The sequence below is a fragment of the Pseudanabaena sp. BC1403 genome, assembly GCF_002914585.1.
GTDB lineage: Bacteria > Cyanobacteriota > Cyanobacteriia > Pseudanabaenales > Pseudanabaenaceae > Pseudanabaena.
Genome location: NZ_PDDM01000032.1, coordinates 1 through 18105, shown reverse-complemented (window position 1 = coordinate 18105; position 18105 = coordinate 1). Strand labels below are relative to the sequence as shown.

17 protein-coding genes and 1 pseudogene are annotated in these 18105 nt (G+C 40.9%); 13 read left to right on the top strand and 5 right to left on the bottom strand.

The genetic code is table 11. From position 1 onward, the window contains the following. Nucleotides 1–25 precede the first annotated feature (25 nt). The 9 genes from CQ839_RS21360 to CQ839_RS21325 all read left to right on the top strand — a co-directional run bounded on the left by CQ839_RS21360 (nt 26) and on the right by CQ839_RS21325 (nt 11035). Nucleotides 26–1951 carry a histidine kinase dimerization/phosphoacceptor domain -containing protein gene (locus CQ839_RS21360; protein WP_103670323.1) on the top strand — a complete coding sequence of 642 codons (1926 nt, stop codon included), beginning with the start codon at nt 26–28 and terminating at the stop codon, nt 1949–1951. Nucleotides 1952–2078: 127 nt separating this feature from the next. Beyond that, entirely contained in the window at nt 2079–3593 is a 1515-nt protein-coding gene (locus tag CQ839_RS21355; protein WP_103670322.1) for an ATP-binding protein, read from the top strand. Between the two features lie 52 nt (nt 3594–3645). Next, nucleotides 3646–4770, top strand: a complete 1125-nt coding sequence (locus tag CQ839_RS21350; RefSeq protein ID WP_103670321.1) for a response regulator — start codon at nt 3646–3648, stop codon at nt 4768–4770. A gap of 64 nt (nt 4771–4834) precedes the next feature. Then, a complete protein-coding gene (locus tag CQ839_RS24890; protein WP_146048784.1) occupies nt 4835–5023 on the top strand; it encodes a hypothetical protein in 189 nt (62 codons plus the stop codon). Then, entirely contained in the window at nt 4992–5663 is a 672-nt protein-coding gene (locus CQ839_RS21345; RefSeq protein ID WP_103670320.1) for a Coq4 family protein, read from the top strand. Before CQ839_RS24890 ends, CQ839_RS21345 begins: the two co-directional genes overlap by 32 nt. 171 nt (nt 5664–5834) lie before the next feature. After that, nucleotides 5835–6719, top strand: coding sequence for an RnfABCDGE type electron transport complex subunit D (locus CQ839_RS21340; RefSeq protein ID WP_181016285.1), 885 nt, complete (start codon nt 5835–5837; stop codon nt 6717–6719). 63 nt (nt 6720–6782) lie between these two features. Then, a complete protein-coding gene (locus tag CQ839_RS21335) occupies nt 6783–8258 on the top strand; it encodes a DUF2330 domain-containing protein (RefSeq protein WP_103670318.1) in 1476 nt (491 codons plus the stop codon). A gap of 106 nt (nt 8259–8364) precedes the next feature. Then, nucleotides 8365–9747, top strand: coding sequence for a DUF2330 domain-containing protein (locus CQ839_RS21330; protein WP_103670317.1), 1383 nt, complete (start codon nt 8365–8367; stop codon nt 9745–9747). 319 nt (nt 9748–10066) lie between these two features. Further along, nucleotides 10067–11035, top strand: a complete 969-nt coding sequence (locus CQ839_RS21325) for a sensor domain-containing diguanylate cyclase (protein WP_103670316.1) — start codon at nt 10067–10069, stop codon at nt 11033–11035. A gap of 75 nt (nt 11036–11110) precedes the next feature. Here the strand turns inward: CQ839_RS21325 and glmU are convergent, their stop codons facing one another. Both glmU and CQ839_RS21315 read right to left on the bottom strand, forming a co-directional pair. After that, entirely contained in the window at nt 11111–12475 is a 1365-nt protein-coding gene (glmU, locus tag CQ839_RS21320; RefSeq protein WP_103670315.1) for a bifunctional UDP-N-acetylglucosamine diphosphorylase/glucosamine-1-phosphate N-acetyltransferase GlmU, read from the bottom strand. Between the two features lie 195 nt (nt 12476–12670). After that, a complete protein-coding gene (locus CQ839_RS21315) occupies nt 12671–14059 on the bottom strand; it encodes an aspartate ammonia-lyase (RefSeq protein WP_103670314.1) in 1389 nt (462 codons plus the stop codon). A 215-nt stretch (nt 14060–14274) separates the two neighbouring features. On the opposite strand from CQ839_RS21315, the pseudogene CQ839_RS21310 reads away from it, so the two are divergent. The 4 genes and pseudogenes from CQ839_RS21310 to CQ839_RS21295 form a co-directional block, all read left to right on the top strand. Beyond that, nucleotides 14275–14577: pseudogene (locus CQ839_RS21310) on the top strand (DUF5674 family protein); the annotation flags it as partial. Continuing rightward, complete coding sequence (locus tag CQ839_RS21305) at nt 14577–15005, top strand: hypothetical protein (protein ID WP_181016283.1); 429 nt, start codon at nt 14577–14579, stop codon at nt 15003–15005. The pseudogene CQ839_RS21310 and the gene CQ839_RS21305, both read left to right, overlap by 1 nt. Nucleotides 15006–15124: 119 nt before the next feature. After that, nucleotides 15125–15391 (top strand): type II toxin-antitoxin system ParD family antitoxin, encoded by a 267-nt coding sequence (locus tag CQ839_RS21300; RefSeq protein ID WP_103670356.1) that lies wholly within the window; start codon nt 15125–15127, stop codon nt 15389–15391. Further along, nucleotides 15388–15696 (top strand): type II toxin-antitoxin system RelE/ParE family toxin, encoded by a 309-nt coding sequence (locus CQ839_RS21295; protein ID WP_103670312.1) that lies wholly within the window; start codon nt 15388–15390, stop codon nt 15694–15696. The genes CQ839_RS21300 and CQ839_RS21295 overlap by 4 nt, the downstream gene beginning before the upstream one ends. 85 nt (nt 15697–15781) lie before the next feature. Here CQ839_RS21295 and CQ839_RS21290 read toward each other — a convergent pair whose 3' ends face one another. The 3 genes from CQ839_RS21290 to CQ839_RS21280 form a co-directional block, all read right to left on the bottom strand. After that, entirely contained in the window at nt 15782–16555 is a 774-nt protein-coding gene (locus tag CQ839_RS21290) for a TIGR02391 family protein (RefSeq protein WP_103670311.1), read from the bottom strand. A gap of 71 nt (nt 16556–16626) precedes the next feature. After that, complete coding sequence (locus CQ839_RS21285) at nt 16627–17739, bottom strand: ImmA/IrrE family metallo-endopeptidase (RefSeq protein ID WP_103670310.1); 1113 nt, start codon at nt 17737–17739, stop codon at nt 16627–16629. Then, nucleotides 17732–18046 carry a type II toxin-antitoxin system RelE/ParE family toxin gene (locus tag CQ839_RS21280; protein WP_219817832.1) on the bottom strand — a complete coding sequence of 105 codons (315 nt, stop codon included), beginning with the start codon at nt 18044–18046 and terminating at the stop codon, nt 17732–17734. Before CQ839_RS21280 ends, CQ839_RS21285 begins: the two co-directional genes overlap by 8 nt. Nucleotides 18047–18105: the final 59 nt, after the last annotated feature.

Below are 18105 nucleotides of genomic sequence, written 5' to 3'. Positions count from 1 at the left end.
AATGCTGTGTAGTAGGTCTAAAAATATGGAATTAATTCATGAGTTTTTTGATTCTGGAGCATTTATTCCCCATGGACATTGCTATTTATGGAATTCTGGGCTGGTTTGGCTGCATATTTTGTCGGACGTACTAACGGCGATCGCCTACTACTCAATTCCCATCGGTTTAGTTTACTTTGTCCGTAAGCGCGAAGACTTACCTTTTAAGTGGATTTTCTTATTATTTGGTCTGTTTATAATTTTCTGTGGAACTACGCACTTAATGGAGGTATGGACACTTTGGTATCCCACTTACTGGGTGTCAGGAACTATAAAAGCACTTACAGCGATTATTTCAGTTTTTACGGCTGCTAGTCTTATCCCTTTGATTCCCCAACTTCTTGCACTCCCTAGCCCATCTCAATTGGCAGCGATCAATGTAACCTTAGCTAGCGAGATTACCGAGCGAAAGAAGACAGAACTTGAATTACTTCGTAGTCGAGAACTTAGAGAAGCAATTTTTAACGAATCCGCTGATGCTATTTTTTTGGTCGATCCCATAAATTTGCTGATTTTTGATTGCAATCAAAGAGCTGTGGAAATGTTTGAAACTGATAGTAAAAATGAGATGATCGGTATTGAGGGACGTACTTTACAAAAGCGGCAGTTTAGCGATGAAGAGATCGTCTCGATTGTTGAACAGATGCATCGGATAGGTTTTTGGAGTAGCGAGATAGAATATATCACTAGAAAAGGTAAGCTTTTTTGGGGGAATATCGCAGCAAAAACAATCAATGTCGCTGGCAAAGCGATCAATATGGTGCGAGTTAAGGATGTCACCGATCGCAAACTGGCTGAAGAATATATCCGCAACCTAAACGTTGAACTAGAAGCAAGAGTGCAAGAGCGCACATTTGAACTTTCCCAAGCGAATGCTGCTTTAGAAATTGAAATCAGTGAACGAAAACTTACAGAAGAGCGTTTCTATCTAGTCTTAAAAAACTCTCCAATTACAGTTTCGATGCAAGATCTAGAGCTACGGTATATTTGGCTATACAACTCGGCTATAGGCAATAGTTTGGAATCAGTATTAGGAAAGCAAGATTCCGAGATTTTAGAGGTTGCAGAAAATGCTCAAAGACTAAGCCACCTCAAACAACAAGTACTCACAAACGGTGTGGGTTTACGGGAAGAGGTGCTGATAACCGCTAATAGTCAAGAGCGATATTTCGATTTGACTATTGAACCCCATTATGATCGCAATGGAGAAGTTAATGGAATTGGTTCTGTCGCTCTAGATATTACTTGGCGCAAACAATCAGAAGCACAACTAAGAGCTGCCTACGAACGCGAAGTTGTTTTGCTAAAGGAGCTTCATCATCGAGTGAAGAATAACTTGCAAATCATCTCAGGATTGCTCTACCTTCAGGCAAGACAAGTAGAAGACCCAAAAACTCGCGAGATCATCAATAGTAGCCGCGATCGCATTCAAGCTATGTCACTGCTCCATGAAAAGTTATATCGCGCTAAGGATCTAGACAATATTGACTTTATTGCTTACATCCAAGGCTTGACTCGAAATTTGACGAATTCCTATGCATCTAATTCTGCTGGGATATCTTTGAATATTAATGCTGATCCTATTACAGTCGATATTGACACGGCGATTTATTGCGGTCTGATTATTAACGAGTTAGTTTCCAACTCTTATAAGTACGCTTTTCCTGAAGGGCGTTCTGGTCAAATTATGATCGAGTTCGCTAGAGATGAAGCCAATAGCTATACTCTAACCGTTCGTGATAATGGTGTAGGGATGGCGGAAGCAATCGATCTCAAATATGCCAAGAACTTAGGACTACAACTCGTCTACTCTCTCGCTACTAAACAACTAAAGGGGAAAGTCGTCTTAGAAAATTGTCATGGCACAGCATTCAAAATTTCAGGTATAATCAAGCCTATGTTAATGACGTAGAAATCATTTAAAAATTGACGATATCCCTCTTAATCCCCCTTTTTAAGGGGGATATCTTAGATCTGTTGACCGCAGAAAATAATTCTTAAATGGTTTCTCAAAGAAAAATATCGAGGGAAACATAGCAATGTCGGCAACCAAAATTTTAGTCGTTGAAGATGAGGTGATTACTGCCAGAGTTATTTCAGAAGAACTAACGTTGTTGGGATATGTTGTTACAGATACAGTTACTTCTTCTGAAGATGCGATCGCTAGTGTTTCTGAAAACATCCCCGACTTAGTGTTAATGGATATCGTTTTAAGAGGATCAGAGCAAGATGGGATTGCGATCGCGACGATCATGCGCCAAGAATTTCAAACTCCAGTAGTTTATATTACGGCTCATACTGATGATGCAACTTTGGAACGCGCAAAAAACTCCGAGCCATTTGGCTATTTGGTGAAGCCATTCAATGAGCAAGATTTACGTGTTGTTATCGAAACGGCGCTGTACAAATGTCAGATGGAAAGACAACTTGCTGAGCGCGAGGATTTTCTCTCTACGATCTTGAAATCAACGAGTGATGCCGTCATTGCCACGGATCGTGTTGCCGCAGTTACTTACATGAATCCTGCCGCCGAAAGTTTAACAGGATGGACTCAATCAGAGGCGTTAGGAAAAGATGTTACTGAAGTTGTACAGCTAATTGATGAAAATAACGGCGACGAAGTTGTGAATCCTGTTTCCCAAGTTTTGCAAACTGGACAAGTAGCTTACCTAAATGACTATACTGCACTCATTGATCGCTATGGCATCAAGAAACCTGTAGGTGATAGTGCGTCGCCTATTCGCAAATTATCAGAGTTAATCGAAGGGACAGTTTTGGTGCTTTGGGATAATAGCGATCGACGTAAAGCAGAATCCTTAGAGGTAGAAAAAAGCAAAATCAATCGAGAGCTAAATAATGAGAAAGAACTTAACAATCTCAAATCACGATTTATTGCTATGGCATCCCATGAAATGCGAACATTTCTCACCAATATTTTGCTCTCCACCGATTTGTTGGAGGAACCTAACTACCCAAATGACAAGAGGGTGGGTCGTTTAAAGCGGATTAAAAATTCAGTCATTCAGATGAATAGTTTGATTGAGAATATGCTAACTCTTGGTATATTTGCTCTAGGATTATCTAATTTCAATCCGACCTTGATAAATCTAGAGAAACTTTGCTTGGAGATAGTGGAAGAGATCAAACTCCTTCCTGCTAATAGACAGAATGAATCAATAGTAATTAATTTTTCCTGTCATGGCGATCTTGAACCAACATATGTAGACCATGATTTAGTTCGTTACATTCTCTCAAATCTTCTGTCCAATGCGGTTAAGTATTCCCAGAATAGTGTCAATATTCAATTTAGACTGATCTATGAGAAAGGCAGAGTCACATTTTGGGTGCAAGATCAAGGTATTGGTATCCCTAAAGCAGATTTGCCTTTTATATTTAATCTATGCCATCGTGCGGCTAATGTCAGAAATATCACAGGCACAGGACTGGGATTAGCAATAGTTAAATATGCCATTGATGCGCATGGTGGTGAAATCGCAGTTGAGAGCGAAGTCAATCAAGGGACTGTTTTTAAAGTTACTTTGCCAATCAGTTAATAGCTCATCCTATCCTCTAAATTATTATATATAGCTATTGGAACAAGTTGTCATGAAACGAATTTTAATTATTGAAGATAATCAACAAGTTTTAGAGGATGTCGAAGAGGTTCTATCCTTAAAAAATTTCCATGCGATTACTGCACAAAATGGGATTGGAGGGTTGCAAATGGCAGAAGAAGAGCATCCAGACTTGATCTTGTGCGATGTTATGATGCCAGAACTAGATGGATTTGATGTTTTGAAAATATTACGTCAAAATCCCCTAACTGCGAATATTCCTTTCATTTTCTTGACGGCAAAAAACTCTCGAACTCATATGCGGGAAGGAATGGAGCTTGGGGCAGATGATTATTTAACAAAACCATTTACGTCTCAAGAATTACTGAAAGCAATTTCTACTCGAATTGAGAAGCAGGAAGTAATTAAGCAAGAAAATGCAGCAAAATTAGATAACTTTAGGTTAAACATTGCTCATTGTTTACCTCATGAATTACTAACTCCACTACATGGCATTTTAGGGATGTCAGACCTCCTATTAAATTATTATGAATCGATGGAACCTAGAGAAACAATTGATTCAATTCAGACTATTTATGATTGTGGTCTGCGTTTGCATAGATTAGCGAAAAATTTTATATTTTTTTCTGAGCTTGAGGCGATCGCTACAAGTCCTAATGTTTGGCAAGATAATCCCGAATTTACTGATGTCAAAGATATAATTTGCTATTCTGCTCATAATTTTGCTGAAAAAGCAAAGAGAAAGAAAGATTTGGAACTAGATTTAGAAGATGCGATCATTAGGATGTCATCCAAATATTTAACTAAATTAGTCGAAGAGATCGTCGAGAATGCCTTTAAGTTTTCCGAATCTGGTACTCCTGTGCGATTAATTAGTAGAGTCAATGAAAAACTTTTCACACTACATATTATTGATCAAGGACGAGGGATGACCGATGAACAAATAACTAATGTCGGTGCATATATGCAGTTTGAGCGCAAGCATTACGAACAGCAAGGTAATGGACTGGGCTTGATCATTGCCAAACGCATTGTGGAAATACATGGAGGGGGATTTTCTATTAAAAGTTCTAGTGAGATTGTTGAGAATATAGTTAGGCATCAAACAGTTATCTGTATTACTTTACCAAGGTTAACGATAGATACAAGCACCTAATCGGAGATGTAAAAAACTCCCAAGATTTAATTGACTCACTGATTAAAATTTATCGGATAGAAGTTTGCCAAACCTGCGATACAAAGTTGATACTGGACAATCGCTATCGTTTGGTCAAGCTATTGGGGCGAGGTGGTATGGGGCAGACATTTTTAGCGATCGCGGAACTACAACCATCGAAGTCATTTTGTACAATCAAGTAATTGCTACCTTAAAAAATTATGACACTAGCAAATTTGCGGCAAAACCTTGACTTTCTCTCAACTCTAAAAGGAGTTGTAACTTTATTGAGAGATCCCACCCAAACTGAATCTGTTTATGATGTAGAAGACGGGCTGCGGCACACTAAAGCTACAGAATTAGCCGTTGAATATGTCAAATCGAAACCCGAAGTGGCGGCACTCTTTCAAGAGCGTTACTTGGCTCCATCGGTTAATCTTGAGGCATTGCTGCAACTATCTCCAGATTCCCTCGGATATACCTATGCTACTTATATCAAAGATTCTGGTTTTGACCCTAACTTCTATCGGCGTGTTAAAGTCGAAGATGATGTCAGCTATTTTCTCTTGCGGATGCGTCAAACCCATGACATTTGGCACATTGTGGCGGGATTTAGTACAGATGTATTTGGAGAATTGGGACTGAAGGCTTTTGAGCTAGCCCAAACCCACCGCACGATGTCAGCAGTGCTAATTGCTGGTGGATTACTCAGCACATTATTCAAACATCCAGAACAATTGGATAAATTGTTGGAGCAAATTGCGATCGGTTATCGACTAGGAGCAAAAGCTAAACCTTTTTTTGCAAAGAAATGGGAAGAAAATTGGGAGAGAGCATTGATAGAGTGGCGGCAAGAATTAGGTATAGAACCAACCAAAGAATATATGCCATAGGGTAAGCGCAACATAGAAAGGAGCGCAAAGCACTCCTTTCTATGTTGCTGGGTTTAGAGTGATCGTTACAAAAAATGCAACAGACTATATTTCTAAAATCTATGAGCTTATACTGATGCAAACTTTATTGTTGGTCAGAAAGCTATGCAGTCATTGAAGTTTCCTTTGGCGATGCCGCGATCGCTTTCCAGATTTTTCGCTTTTAGCACCTCACTCTTCAAAGATGCTCGCGATTATCAGATTATATTTTTATCGGTCTTTTTCCTACTCGGTGTATGTACCCGCGATTGGTCACTGAAACCGATCGCGATCGCAATTACCTTTGCGACTTGTTGGCTAACGCAAATATGTATGGTCAGCATATTTCCGCCAGCAACACCACAAAAGCATGAGCGTTGGCTCTCACTCAAAAGCGCTACAATTACCGCCTTGGGATTAAGTTTGCTATTGCGCTCCGATAGCTATGGCGCGATCGCAGTCGCTTCATTTTTAGCGATCGCAAGCAAATTTATCTTCCGCACCAATAGCAAACATTGGTTCAATCCCGCCAACTTTGGGATTGTTGTAGTTTTGTTGCTAGACAGTTTTGTTGGGAACAGCCACGCATGGGTTTCTAACGGACAATGGGGTGAAGATAGTCTATATGCGCTAGTCTTTCTGGGCTTAGGTGGCATCGTTCTCAAAAAAGTGGGGCGTTGGGATACGAGCTTTATGTTTTTAGCTTCCTATGCGATTTTAGAAGGCTTGCGAAATCTATGGTTGGGTTGGACTTGGGATGTCCTTGCCCATCGCTTAACTAGTGGTTCTCTGTTGCTATTTGCTTTATTTATGATCACCGATCCGCGTTCCATTCCTAATGCTAAAGTGGCGCGGTTAATTTGGGCTTTTGCGATCGCAGTTTTAGCATTCATTTTCCGCAATGTGTTTTTCAATGCTGATGCGATGTTTTATGCATTATTTCTGATCTCACCGTTCACAGTTTTATGCGATCGTATCTGGAATGCACCACGATTCCAATGGTTACCCAAACGCTATAGCGCTTTACCTTCCAACTAAAACCAATATGAGTGAGAGCGCTTCGGGCTCTCACTCATATTACTGATTTTCAAGGATAGATATATGAAAAAATTTCTGATTTGGATGCGTGTACTTTTAAGCACCGCCCTTGCTTGTTTAGTCGTTTTTGCCTACTCACCCGCAGTCTTTGCCTTCTGCGGATTTTATGTATCACAAGCCGATGCCAGTCTCTTTAATAAAGCTTCGCAAGTTGTGATAGCTCGTGATGGCAAGCGGACAGTTTTAACGATGGCAAATGACTATCAAGGAGATGTCAAAGACTTTGCTCTGGTTGTGCCAGTGCCAGTATTACTGAAAGAAAAGCAAGTTCGCATCGGTGAACAGAAAATTATTGATCGCCTTGATTCCTTTAGCGCCCCTCGCTTAGTCGAATACTTTGATTCCGACCCTTGCGCAAGATATGAAGCCTATGACAGAGTAACCCTTGCGGGCGCAACAAGATCTGCTGCTCCTGCAACGGAAGCAAAAACCCGTGGTGGTAATTATCAAGTCACCATCGAGGCTAAGTTTGCAGTTGGAGAATACGACATTCTGATTCTTAGTGCCAAAGACTCTGATGGTTTAGAATCTTGGCTAATAGACAATGATTACAAAATTCCCCAAGGAGCAAAAGAACTACTTCAACCCTATATTCGCCAGAACATGAAGTTCTTTGTGGCAAAGGTAAATATTGCGGAACTAAATAAAACAGGATCGCAATCACTAAGACCTCTGATGATGGCATATGAATCACCAAAGTTCATGCTGCCTATTCGCTTAGGAATGCTAAATGCTAACGGCGATCAAGATTTACTAGTCTATATTCTTTCACCCAAGGGGCAAGCTGAAGTAGCCAACTATCGCACGATCAAAGTGCCATCGGGTGATGATATTCCTGTCTATGTGAAGAGTGAATTTGGTGACTTCTATAAGTCCATGTTCAAGACTTCCTATGAAAAAGAAGGTCGCAAAGTTGCTTTCTTAGAATACGCATGGGATATGTCAAGCTGCGATCCTTGTTCTGCCGAGCCGCTCTCGCAAGAGGAACTTCGCAAAGCAGGTGTCTTTTGGCTGGATTCAAATATAAACACTTCTTCAGGTGGGCGTATTCGTCGCCCTATGCCGTTCCCAAGCAATAATGGTCGAGTATTTATCACACGCTTACATATTCGTTACAACCGCGATAAATTCCCCGAAGACTTAACATTTAAGGAAACCTCAAATCAAGAATCTTTCCAAGGCCGGGGCTTACATATTCGTTACAACCGCGATAAATTCCCCGAAGACTTAACATTTAAGGAAACCTCAAATCAAGAATCTTTCCAAGGGCGCTATGTTCTAAGACATGCGTTTAAAGGCGAAACCAACTGTGACGCAGGTAAAGAATATCAGCGATCGCTACGTCCACGATTTGAGCAAGAAGCTCAAAATCTATCTAAGTTAACAGGTTGGAATATCGCTGATATTCGCCGTAAAATGAACATCTCTAGTCTACCTGATCCTGTCCAAGTTCCCTTCTGGGAAAACATTTGGAAATAGTCACGGCTATTTTGCAAAGCAAAAAACAGTCACAGTAAGGGTTTAGGGTTTTCATTTTGCCGTAGGCAAAATGAAAACCCCTATATTTAATTCTCAAGGCTAGATTATGAAAAAATTTCTTGTTTGGATGCGCGTACTATTGAGTACTGCCATTTCTTGCTTAGTTGTCTTTGCCTATTCCCCAGCAGTCTTTGCCTTCTGTGGCTTTTATGTATCACAAGCCGATGCTAGTCTCTTTAACAAAGCTTCGCAAGTTGTGATAGCCCGTGATGGCAAGCGCACAGTTTTAACAATGGCAAATGACTATCAAGGAGATGTCAAAGACTTCGCTCTGGTTGTGCCAGTGCCAGTATTGTTAAAAAAAGAACAAGTTCGCATCGGCGAACAGAAAATCATCGATCGTCTTGATTCCTTTAGCGCTCCTCGATTAGTCGAATACTTTGACTCCGATCCCTGTGCAAGGTATGAGGACGATGGATTATTAAGTCCTGTGCCACTACCTTCTACTGTTGCTCCTACAAGCAAATCTAGAGCGCGTCGTGATAATTATCAAGTCACCATCGAAGCTAAGTTTGCAGTTGGAGAATATGACATTCTAATTCTCAGTGCCAAAGACTCTGATGGTTTGGAATCTTGGCTAATAGACAATGATTACAAAATCCCCCAAGGAGCAAAAGAAATACTTCAGCCATATATTCGCCAAAACATGAAGTTCTTTGTGGCAAAGGTGAATATTGCGGAACTAAATAAAACAGGATCACAATCACTAAGACCTCTAATGATGGCATATGAATCACCAAAGTTCATGCTGCCAATCCGTTTAGGAATGCTAAATGCTAACGGCGATCAAGACTTGCTAGTCTATATTCTTTCACCCAAGGGGCAAGCTGAAGTAGCCAACTATCGCACGATCAAAGTGCCATCGGGTGATGATATTCCTGTCTATGTGAAGAGTGAATTTGGTGACTTCTATAAGTCTATGTTCAAGACTTCTTATAATAAAGAAGGGCGCAAAGTTGCTTTCTTAGAATACGCATGGGATATGTCAAGCTGCGATCCTTGTTCTGCCGAGCCGCTCTCGCAAGAGGAACTTCGTAAAGCAGGTGTCTTTTGGCAAGACTCTTCAGATTCTGTTCAACCATCAAGCCGCCGTTTTCCTCCTGTCATTACTAATGATGGTCGAGTATTTATTACACGCTTACATATTCGTTACAACCGCGATAAATTCCCCGAAGACTTAACATTTAAGGAAACCTCAAATCAAGAATCTTTCCAAGGGCGCTATGTTCTAAGACATGCGTTTAAAGGCGAAACCAACTGTGACGCAGGTAAAGAATATCAGCGATCGCTACGTCCACGATTTGAGCAAGAAGCTCAAAATCTATCTAAGTTAACAGGTTGGAATATCGCTGATATTCGCCGTAAAATGAACATCTCTAGTCTACCTGATCCTATGGATGTCCCATTCTGGGAAAATATCTGGAAATAATCACCTGCTATAGGGATTTGTTACAAAAGCTTATTTGGATAACTCATGAGTTGTCTCAATAAGCTTTTAGTTTCACTTCAATTTTATTAATTCTTCTATCTTGCTTGATTATAATGATATTGAATTATTTTGATAATTTTTAGCAGTCTTATAGTAATTTAAACCTGCTAGGAATCATGAAATTTTTGTTAAAAATGTTGTAAAGTAACAACTTTAACAAAAGATCTTCGTTCTTATTACAGCGTAAAGCACTGTAATTTTCATGCCACTTATCCTTAAAGCTATTATTTTGCATAAGTGTGCAAAATAGTAAATGTCTATGAAAGCCCCAGATCACCCTGAGAATGAAGAGAGCCGTATTACGATGCTGCGATCTCTAGATATTCTCGATACTGAACCAGAAGAGCGCTTTGATCGCCTAACTAGAATTGCAAAGCGTCTATTTGGAGTACCGATCGCATTGGTTAGCCTCGTCGATGTGAATCGCCAATGGTTTAAATCCTGTCAAGGTTTAGAAGTAACGGAAATGTCCCGCGATACATCCTTTTGTGGTCATGCCATTTTAGGTGACGATATTTTTATAATCTCTGATGCCACATTGGACGATAGATTTTATGATAACCCTCTAGTTGTTAATGAACCGAGAATTCGCTTTTATGCGGGAGTCCCACTAGTAATCTCTAATGGAATTAAGGTTGGTACGCTCTGTTTAATTGATCGAGAACCTCGAAGTCTCAGTGATGAAGACAAAGAGCTACTATGCGACCTTGGGAAGATGGCAGCTCAAGAGCTAGTTTCATCCCAATTAGCAACTATTGATGAGTTGACCCAAATTTCTAATCGACGCGGATTTATTTCTTTAGCGATCCATGCACTAAATCTATGCAAGCGCATGAATAAGCCAGCTTCTCTATTCTTTTTTGATCTAGACTTCTTTAAAGAAATCAATGATCGCTTTGGACATGCGGAAGGAGATATTGCATTAATTAATTTCAGTAAAATCTTGCAAGATGCTTTCCGTCAGTCAGATGTAATCGGCAGATTAGGAGGTGATGAGTTTGTGGCTTTATTGACTAATGCTAATCAGGTTGAAACGAAATTGATTTTACATCGGTTAGAGCAATTACTAGAAGAATTTAATAACCAAAATACAGTCCGAGGGTACGATATTGCTTGCAGTGTTGGTATAGCCGCGTTTGATCCAAGCCGACATCAATCAATTAACGATCTTTTAGCTGATGGCGATAGCATGATGTACGAGCAAAAACGCAACAAGAGGACAAGATAATGTTTTGTAATTCTCTTGATCTCAAATTACGGGCTTATCAGGCAGCACAAAGCGCTGCCTGATAAGCTTTAGGATTTAGTTCTTTTTCCGTCCTTCTGAATCATAATAATCAGGTTTAACAATTTGCTTAGCTCTAGCGATCGCTAAAGCATTATCTTCAACATTCTCGACAATTATCGAACCTGCCGCAATATTCACATTTTCACCAATTTGAATGGGCGCAACGAGAACTGAGTTAGAACCAGTTTTGCTGCGATCGCCGATGACAGTTGGGTGCTTTTTGAAGCCATCATAATTAGCTGTAATCGTTCCTGCACCAATATTTACTTGCTTGCCGAGTGTGACATCACCCAAATAGCTGAGATGGGCGGCATTTGTGCGATCGCCAACTTTGGCATTTTTAAGTTCCACAAAATTACCAATCCGACATTTTTCACCCACATTGGACTCGCCCCGAATTCGCGCAAATGGGCCAATTCGGCAGTTATCTGCAATTTGGCTATCTTCGATCACCGAAAATTGAACAGAACAGTTCTCGCCAATAATACTGTTTGACAATAGACTTGAAGGCCCAATCGTAGTCCCTTCACCAACCTTAGTATTACCCCGTAAATGGGAATGTGGCTCGATAATCACATTCGGCGCAAGTTCCACTTCATCATCAATGGTAATTGTTTCAGGAAGTAGCATGGTGACACCAGCCTTCATCCATTTTTCTCGCGCTCTTTTTTGCAAGATCTCGTAAGCATGAGATAACTGGATGCGATCGTTAATGCCAAGACTTTCATCGGGATCTTCTAAATCACTGGCATAAACTGAGGTGAGATAGTCAAATACTTCAGTCAGATAATATTCCTTTTGAGCATTATTAGTAGTGAGCTTTGGCAGAGCCTGAGCCAATTCTTGCCAATCAAAACAATAGACACCTGTACTAACACGCTGATTGAGAATCTGCTCAGGATTACAGTCGCGATGTTCGATAATTTTTTCGATTCGCATGTCGCGATCGCAAAACACACGACCATAACCAGTTGGATTAGAAAGAATGCCTGTAAGTACTGTTGCAGAAGCCTTGTGTTGGCGGTGGCTATTAATTAAGGCTTGAATAGTTTCTGTACGCATTAAGGGTGAATCCCCTGTTAATACTACTAATTCACCTGTAAAGTCAGACAGAGGTTCCATTAGTTGCTGAATTGCATGACCTGTGCCTAATTGTTCTGTTTGTTCGGCAAATTCCAGTTGGGGATAATCGGCAAGAGCTGCTCGAACTTGATCGCTGCAATAGCCAATGATTGCAATACGGCGATCGGCTTGTAGCGCATCTGTAGCATTGAGAACTCGCTCAACTAATGATTTACCGCCAAGAGGTTGTAGTACTTTGGGTAACGCTGACTTCATGCGCGTTCCTTTGCCCGCCGCCAATACTGCTACTGCTAACATGATTTTTCTATTTCTCCGTTGATAAATTTACTGTACTCAGGGGTTGAGAGGGTATTTGAGAAGCTTTTACCCCCTCTAACTCCCCCTTGCAAAGGGGGAGGATTTAAGTTTCCCCCCTTTGCAAGGGGGGATTAAGGGGGGTAAAAGCAGAGATTTATGCCTAGCTAGGGGACTTCTCAAACATGCTCTAAGATTTCATCCATTTGGACGGCTCATTTGCTCAAGATCAAGAACTTCGGCTAGCTTCTCCTCTGTCATTAATCCCTTGTCCAAAACTACTTGACGTAGGGATTTACCTGTTGCTAGGGATTCCTTCGCGACATCGGCAGCATTGAGATAACCAATGTGAGTATTTAATGCTGTTACCAGTGAAAGGCTACCTTCGGCATAGGCAAGACAGCGATCCTCAACGGCAACGATTCCTCTAATACATTTCGCCGCGAGAGTATCGATCGCATTGCCCAAAATTTCAATACTCTGAATCAAATCATAGGCAATCAAAGGCATCATCACATTTAGTTCCAATTGACCAGCCTGAGCCGCAAAGGCGATCGCCGTGTCATAGCCAATCACCTGATAGCAAACCATATTCGTCATCTCAGCAATCACAGGATTATATTTGCCTGGCATGATTGATGAGCCTGGTTGTACTGGTGGCAATTGGATTTCGCGCAAACCTGTCTTTGGCCCTGAATCCATCAAACGCAAGTCATTAGCAATCTTGCAAGTATCTTGAGCAAGGTTACGGATTGCGCCCGATACATTTACAAAGGGAGCCATGCTTTGCATTGCTGCCATTAGGTTACTAGCTGGTGTTAGCTCAAACCCTGTGATATCGCTGAGCTTTTCGGCAACGCGATCGCAATACTGCGGATGTGTATTTAGTCCAGTACCAGAGGCACTACCACCTAAACCTAAGCTTTTGAGATCATTCGCCGCTAGGTGAATACGTTTGACGTGATCGCTAATAATCTGCGCATAGGCTTGAAACTCATCGCCGAGTCTGACGGGGACAGCATCCTGTAAATGGGTGCGTCCAGATTTAACGATGCCAGCAAATGCGATCGCCTTAATCCGTAGCTGCTCATTGAGATTTGCTAAAGCAGGAAATAGGACGTGATCAAGTGCTAATAATGCCCCAATCCTAATCGCTGCAGGAATCACATCATTAGTAGACTGTCCATAATTCACATGATCATTAGGGTTTACATTTTGGTAATTGCCCTTAACGTCACCCAAAATCTCAAGGGCGCGATTGGCTAATACTTCATTGATATTCATATGATGTGATGTACCAGCACCCGCTTGATAGACATCAACGACAAACTGTTCGCGTAAATGCCCATCTAATATTTCATCTGCTGCTGCCGCGATCGCCATACCCATCCCGACAGGAATACAACCGAGTTCGGCGTTTACTAATGCTGTTGCTTTTTTGATCAGTAAGCAAGCATCCACAAAGGTAGGCAGAGGCTTAAGTCCACTAATTTTAAAGTTATCGATCGCCCTTACAGTTTGGATACCATAGTAAACGTCATCGGGTAGGGACATTTCCCCCATAGAGTCGCGTTCGGTTCTAGTCATAGGAATCTTGGGATCGGCTGTTTTTTTAGATATGCGTTATAGATTAATGTTAACTTGGCAGGTCGAGATTAAATTCATTTATTTGCACTAAAGAATGGCGATCGCTCTAGAACATATCTTTTTGCTATAATCCTAGTGGCTAAGCCATATTCAATCAATTAGCCAAAGATAATGATGTTTTTATGATTATCGTTTGAGAACCTAGTACTTTAGAAAAAATCAGAGAAATGGCGGAACCATTCTTTGACCTGAGAATTAAACTTGCAGTTGATGTATCAAGAGGAATTCTAGCTGGTGGTGGTGAACTTCATTTTGATTGCGAGCAGTTATTGCTAGATGATGGTAGTCAACAAGAAAATACCTGGGGTGCGGATTGGTATTCTCAAACGAAAGAGGTCGGGTTTGAGTCAATTATTAACATTCGTCCTCGTCAACAAAATATGATAATGGAAGTCAGGGATTTACAGCTCAAATCGAGAATTGAAAAAATAGTTCGTTATCTTTTGGAGGTGGTGTAATGGAACGTCAAAGTCTGTATGAAAGATTTAAACTTTTAAGTTGGCAGCAGCAGATTGGCAATATCGCTTCAACTCTTGCTAATATATCGCGCTATGCAAATTCTCCTGCTTATGATGAACTAACAAAACTTTCTCTGCGTGAGGCAGCTTTAGCTATTGATTGGTGCGTGCCGAATGTTCCACAGCAGTTTCTGCTAGAGCTGGCGATGATGCATAGGGAGTTGCTTGCTTGGTGGCAAGTTTTTCCTGTGGAGCCGCGATCGCTGTTATCTTTGCATACTCGCCATCAGTCAGATCGTTTATTGGTGATGGCGGGATTGATGATCGGTGTGGATAGCGATCTGCAATCTAGCGATGTGGTTTCTGAAACTAACAGATTACGTGGTGTTGATATTTCAATTGTAAAAGAAACTGTTGTTTCTGCTTAGTTACAATTGAAAGTAGTGGTATAGATTCGCGATCGCTATATCAGGCGATTGTTTAAATACATCTGCTTTTAATACTTTTGCTATAATTACTGATAATTATATGACTTAGGATGCAAATCATGAGTATTGCCTTAAAAATTGAACAAGAGCAGTTTATTCAAAAAAAGCTGAAAAGTGGTAAGTATAACTCTGCTGATGAGGTGATTTTTGAGGCGTTTCGGTTGCTTGAGGAAAGAGATCGGCATTACGAACAATGGCTGCAAGATACTCGCCAAAAGGTGGCTGATGGTCTAGCTCAACTAGATCGGGGTGAAGGGCTGGATGGTGAAAGTGTGATGGCAAGGTTGAAGGAACGGATTCGTAATGCTCGTGAGAATCATCAATGACAAGCTACATTATTTCTCCATTAGCAAGTCGAGATTTGGATGATATCTTTGACTATTTTGCTGAGTTTAGTGTTGATGCTGGCGAGAGATTTGTTGATGACTTCAATAAGAAATGTCGTAACTTAGCAGCTTTTCCTCATATTGGTCGCGCCTACACTGAGATAGAGGCTTCTTTGCGTGGTATTCCTTTGAGTGGCTATATCATCTTCTATCGAGTGAATGAGAACTCCATAGAGATTGTCCGAGTGGTAAGTGGGTATAGAGATTTAGATTCTTTGTTTACTGAAAGTAATGATACAAATTAGCGATCGCGCTTATCAGACGATCGCAATACTACATCTGCTTTTAAAGCTTTATGCCCCTAAACTTGAGCTTTGGCAACTTGAGAAACTATCTAAGGTCTTCAAGTTTTTTCAATAAAAGATTTACAAACACAATAAAAGCGCCTCCTTCGTCTGGAGAGGGATCGACTAAACGATGAGCAGATGGATTACGAAAAGCGCCTACAATACCAGCATATAAATCTCGATACCCACTTTGTTCTGAAGGGACAGAAAATTTCGACTCTAAAGTTCCATTTTTGCCAAATACTTTGCTCACAAGGCTCTGTCCTGTTTGATTAGGATCAGATATATTCCCAACATCTCGCAATCTTTCCTCTAAAATCACTCCTGCGGTTCTTACGGCAGAATCCCACAGTTTTGGATCACTTCCTCCTGTAGCCAAAATGGGAAAACATCGCTTTGTAAGTGCCTCGTCAAAATCACTAGGATTAGCTAGAGGGTTCAAATAATTGATAAAAGAGGTGTCTGGAGTATTAAAATCATTATCTACAGCAGTATAGATATTACCTGTTAGAGTACAGTACCAAGTTTCAGGGATAAGAAGCCTATAAGCGTCTTCTGAAGTACTGTTATGAGTTGCTCGGTTAGTTTGATAAAGAAGCAGCTTATTTGTAGCCAAAGCATTTAAGCTACCTTTGGTTATGCCTATATCTTTTAATTCTTGCTCTGTACCTTTATAATTCAATATCAAGAATTGATAAACCCCTTCTGTAGGTATGATAGCCCATTGTATGCGAAACTCCTCGTTTAGATTTTCATCTTTAACATTTTTAACTAGCCATTTTGCGACCTTTTTTTGATTGTCTGTTAGGTTATACATTCCAATTTTCTCTTTTAATATAGCAATTGACAGCCATTGTTATGATAGGGAAAAAGCTAAAATAATTAAAACTACAACTCTCTACTTTCAAGATCGAGGCTTACTTTTATAGTATTGAGCTTACTATTATGCTCAATAACCTTATCATACTGTAATCGTCCAACCACAATCCCAGCATGAATCCCAAGCCTCTCAGCAAAATTAATCACATCCTCACGCGATCGCAGCGCAGATAACTCCACATCATACTCTGATGGAATTAAAAACTCCCTTGCCCAAGCATTTGCCTCATCCTCCTGCTGTGACTCAAGGCGATCGCCATGACTAGAATCATCAAGAAAAATATCCTTCTTATCGTGCAGCAAAATATGCGCCGCCTCATGGAAAAAAGTAAACCAAAAGCGATCGTTCTGTTTGCCATACAACGAAAGCTGAATCAAAGCTCTGTGCGGATTTAGCCAACGCGCCACCCCACTTGTATAAGCACAAGGAATCGCAGGGACGATCGCCAAAATCACACCCGCCTCATTACATAAGCGCTGCATCTGCGGCATAAATTCCGCTTGAGATAAAACCGTCAGCTTCCGTATCTCTTGAACTGCCTTCTCAAACTTGGCTTTATTGTATTTAGGAACCTCAGCCTTTTCTGCTTCAATCTCACCCAAACGCAACCAAGTTGAAATAGCACCTACATTACTTTGCTCCTTGCGAGTGCGGCGAAAGGCTACCTGCTTTTGTTCATAACAAGTTTCCCAATTATCAGGAGAAGCCACCCCAAAAAGTTGAAGTAACTCCTTCACAATCTCAGGCTTGTTTTTAGCATCTAATCGTCGCTTGGTGATCGCTCCCTGCTTCATTAAATCCTTAACAGGAAGGCGATCGAGCCAAGGAACCCAAGACTGTAAACGCTCTCTTTCTTCAATTTGTACTAATTGAGCGCGATATTGAGCCTCTCTCCGCAGCCAAAACTCTGGCGTACTGCCAATCACCCGTGATAGCTTTTGGGCAGACTCTTCAGTAATGGGAACCTTGGCATTAATCAATAAACTAACGTGTTTTTCGGTATAGCCCAGACGTTCAGCTAGTTGCGCTTGCGTCCAGTCGCGTTCTTCAATCGCATCAACAATGGTATCCCCTGGCGGTGACACCCATTCTGGAGTAAAGGAAAGATCTTGTTCAGTCATGGTAATCTCCAATAAATACAATACAGACTTCAGTTACTTTTGCCCAGTCAATACCGCCATCTTCCTTATATGGAATTTGAGCATTACTTGGTTCAAATACAAGCCGTTCAGCACCTTCCAGAGATACAGCAAACTGTCCTAAGCGATCGCCTTTTAAAGGGTGAGGCTTTCCATAAACTAGATCCTGCACGGATTCGGCTGCAATGAGGTCAGCTAGTCGGGCGCGTAGTTTTTTGGAACTTGACTTTGATTCGCAAAACTTACGCAGTTTTACGTTTTTACAGCAAATTCCGATCAAACCCGCCACAAGAAGAGTAAACTAGAAGCATCACCAAATTGAAATAAAATATGGCAGCATATTCGCTT

Coding starts and splice junctions, on each gene's coding strand:
- CQ839_RS21360 (WP_103670323.1), top strand. CDS start 26: ATGGAATTAATTCATGAGTTTTTTGATTCTGGAGCATTTATTCCCCAT.
- CQ839_RS21355 (WP_103670322.1), top strand. CDS start 2,079: ATGTCGGCAACCAAAATTTTAGTCGTTGAAGATGAGGTGATTACTGCC.
- CQ839_RS21350 (WP_103670321.1), top strand. CDS start 3,646: ATGAAACGAATTTTAATTATTGAAGATAATCAACAAGTTTTAGAGGAT.
- CQ839_RS21345 (WP_103670320.1), top strand. CDS start 4,992: ATGACACTAGCAAATTTGCGGCAAAACCTTGACTTTCTCTCAACTCTA.
- CQ839_RS21340 (WP_181016285.1), top strand. CDS start 5,835: ATGCCGCGATCGCTTTCCAGATTTTTCGCTTTTAGCACCTCACTCTTC.
- CQ839_RS21335 (WP_103670318.1), top strand. CDS start 6,783: ATGAAAAAATTTCTGATTTGGATGCGTGTACTTTTAAGCACCGCCCTT.
- CQ839_RS21330 (WP_103670317.1), top strand. CDS start 8,365: ATGAAAAAATTTCTTGTTTGGATGCGCGTACTATTGAGTACTGCCATT.
- CQ839_RS21325 (WP_103670316.1), top strand. CDS start 10,067: ATGAAAGCCCCAGATCACCCTGAGAATGAAGAGAGCCGTATTACGATG.
- glmU (WP_103670315.1), bottom strand. CDS start 12,475: ATGTTAGCAGTAGCAGTATTGGCGGCGGGCAAAGGAACGCGCATGAAG.
- CQ839_RS21315 (WP_103670314.1), bottom strand. CDS start 14,059: ATGACTAGAACCGAACGCGACTCTATGGGGGAAATGTCCCTACCCGAT.
- CQ839_RS21305 (WP_181016283.1), top strand. CDS start 14,577: ATGGAACGTCAAAGTCTGTATGAAAGATTTAAACTTTTAAGTTGGCAG.
- CQ839_RS21300 (WP_103670356.1), top strand. CDS start 15,125: ATGAGTATTGCCTTAAAAATTGAACAAGAGCAGTTTATTCAAAAAAAG.
- CQ839_RS21295 (WP_103670312.1), top strand. CDS start 15,388: ATGACAAGCTACATTATTTCTCCATTAGCAAGTCGAGATTTGGATGAT.
- CQ839_RS21290 (WP_103670311.1), bottom strand. CDS start 16,555: ATGTATAACCTAACAGACAATCAAAAAAAGGTCGCAAAATGGCTAGTT.
- CQ839_RS21285 (WP_103670310.1), bottom strand. CDS start 17,739: ATGACTGAACAAGATCTTTCCTTTACTCCAGAATGGGTGTCACCGCCA.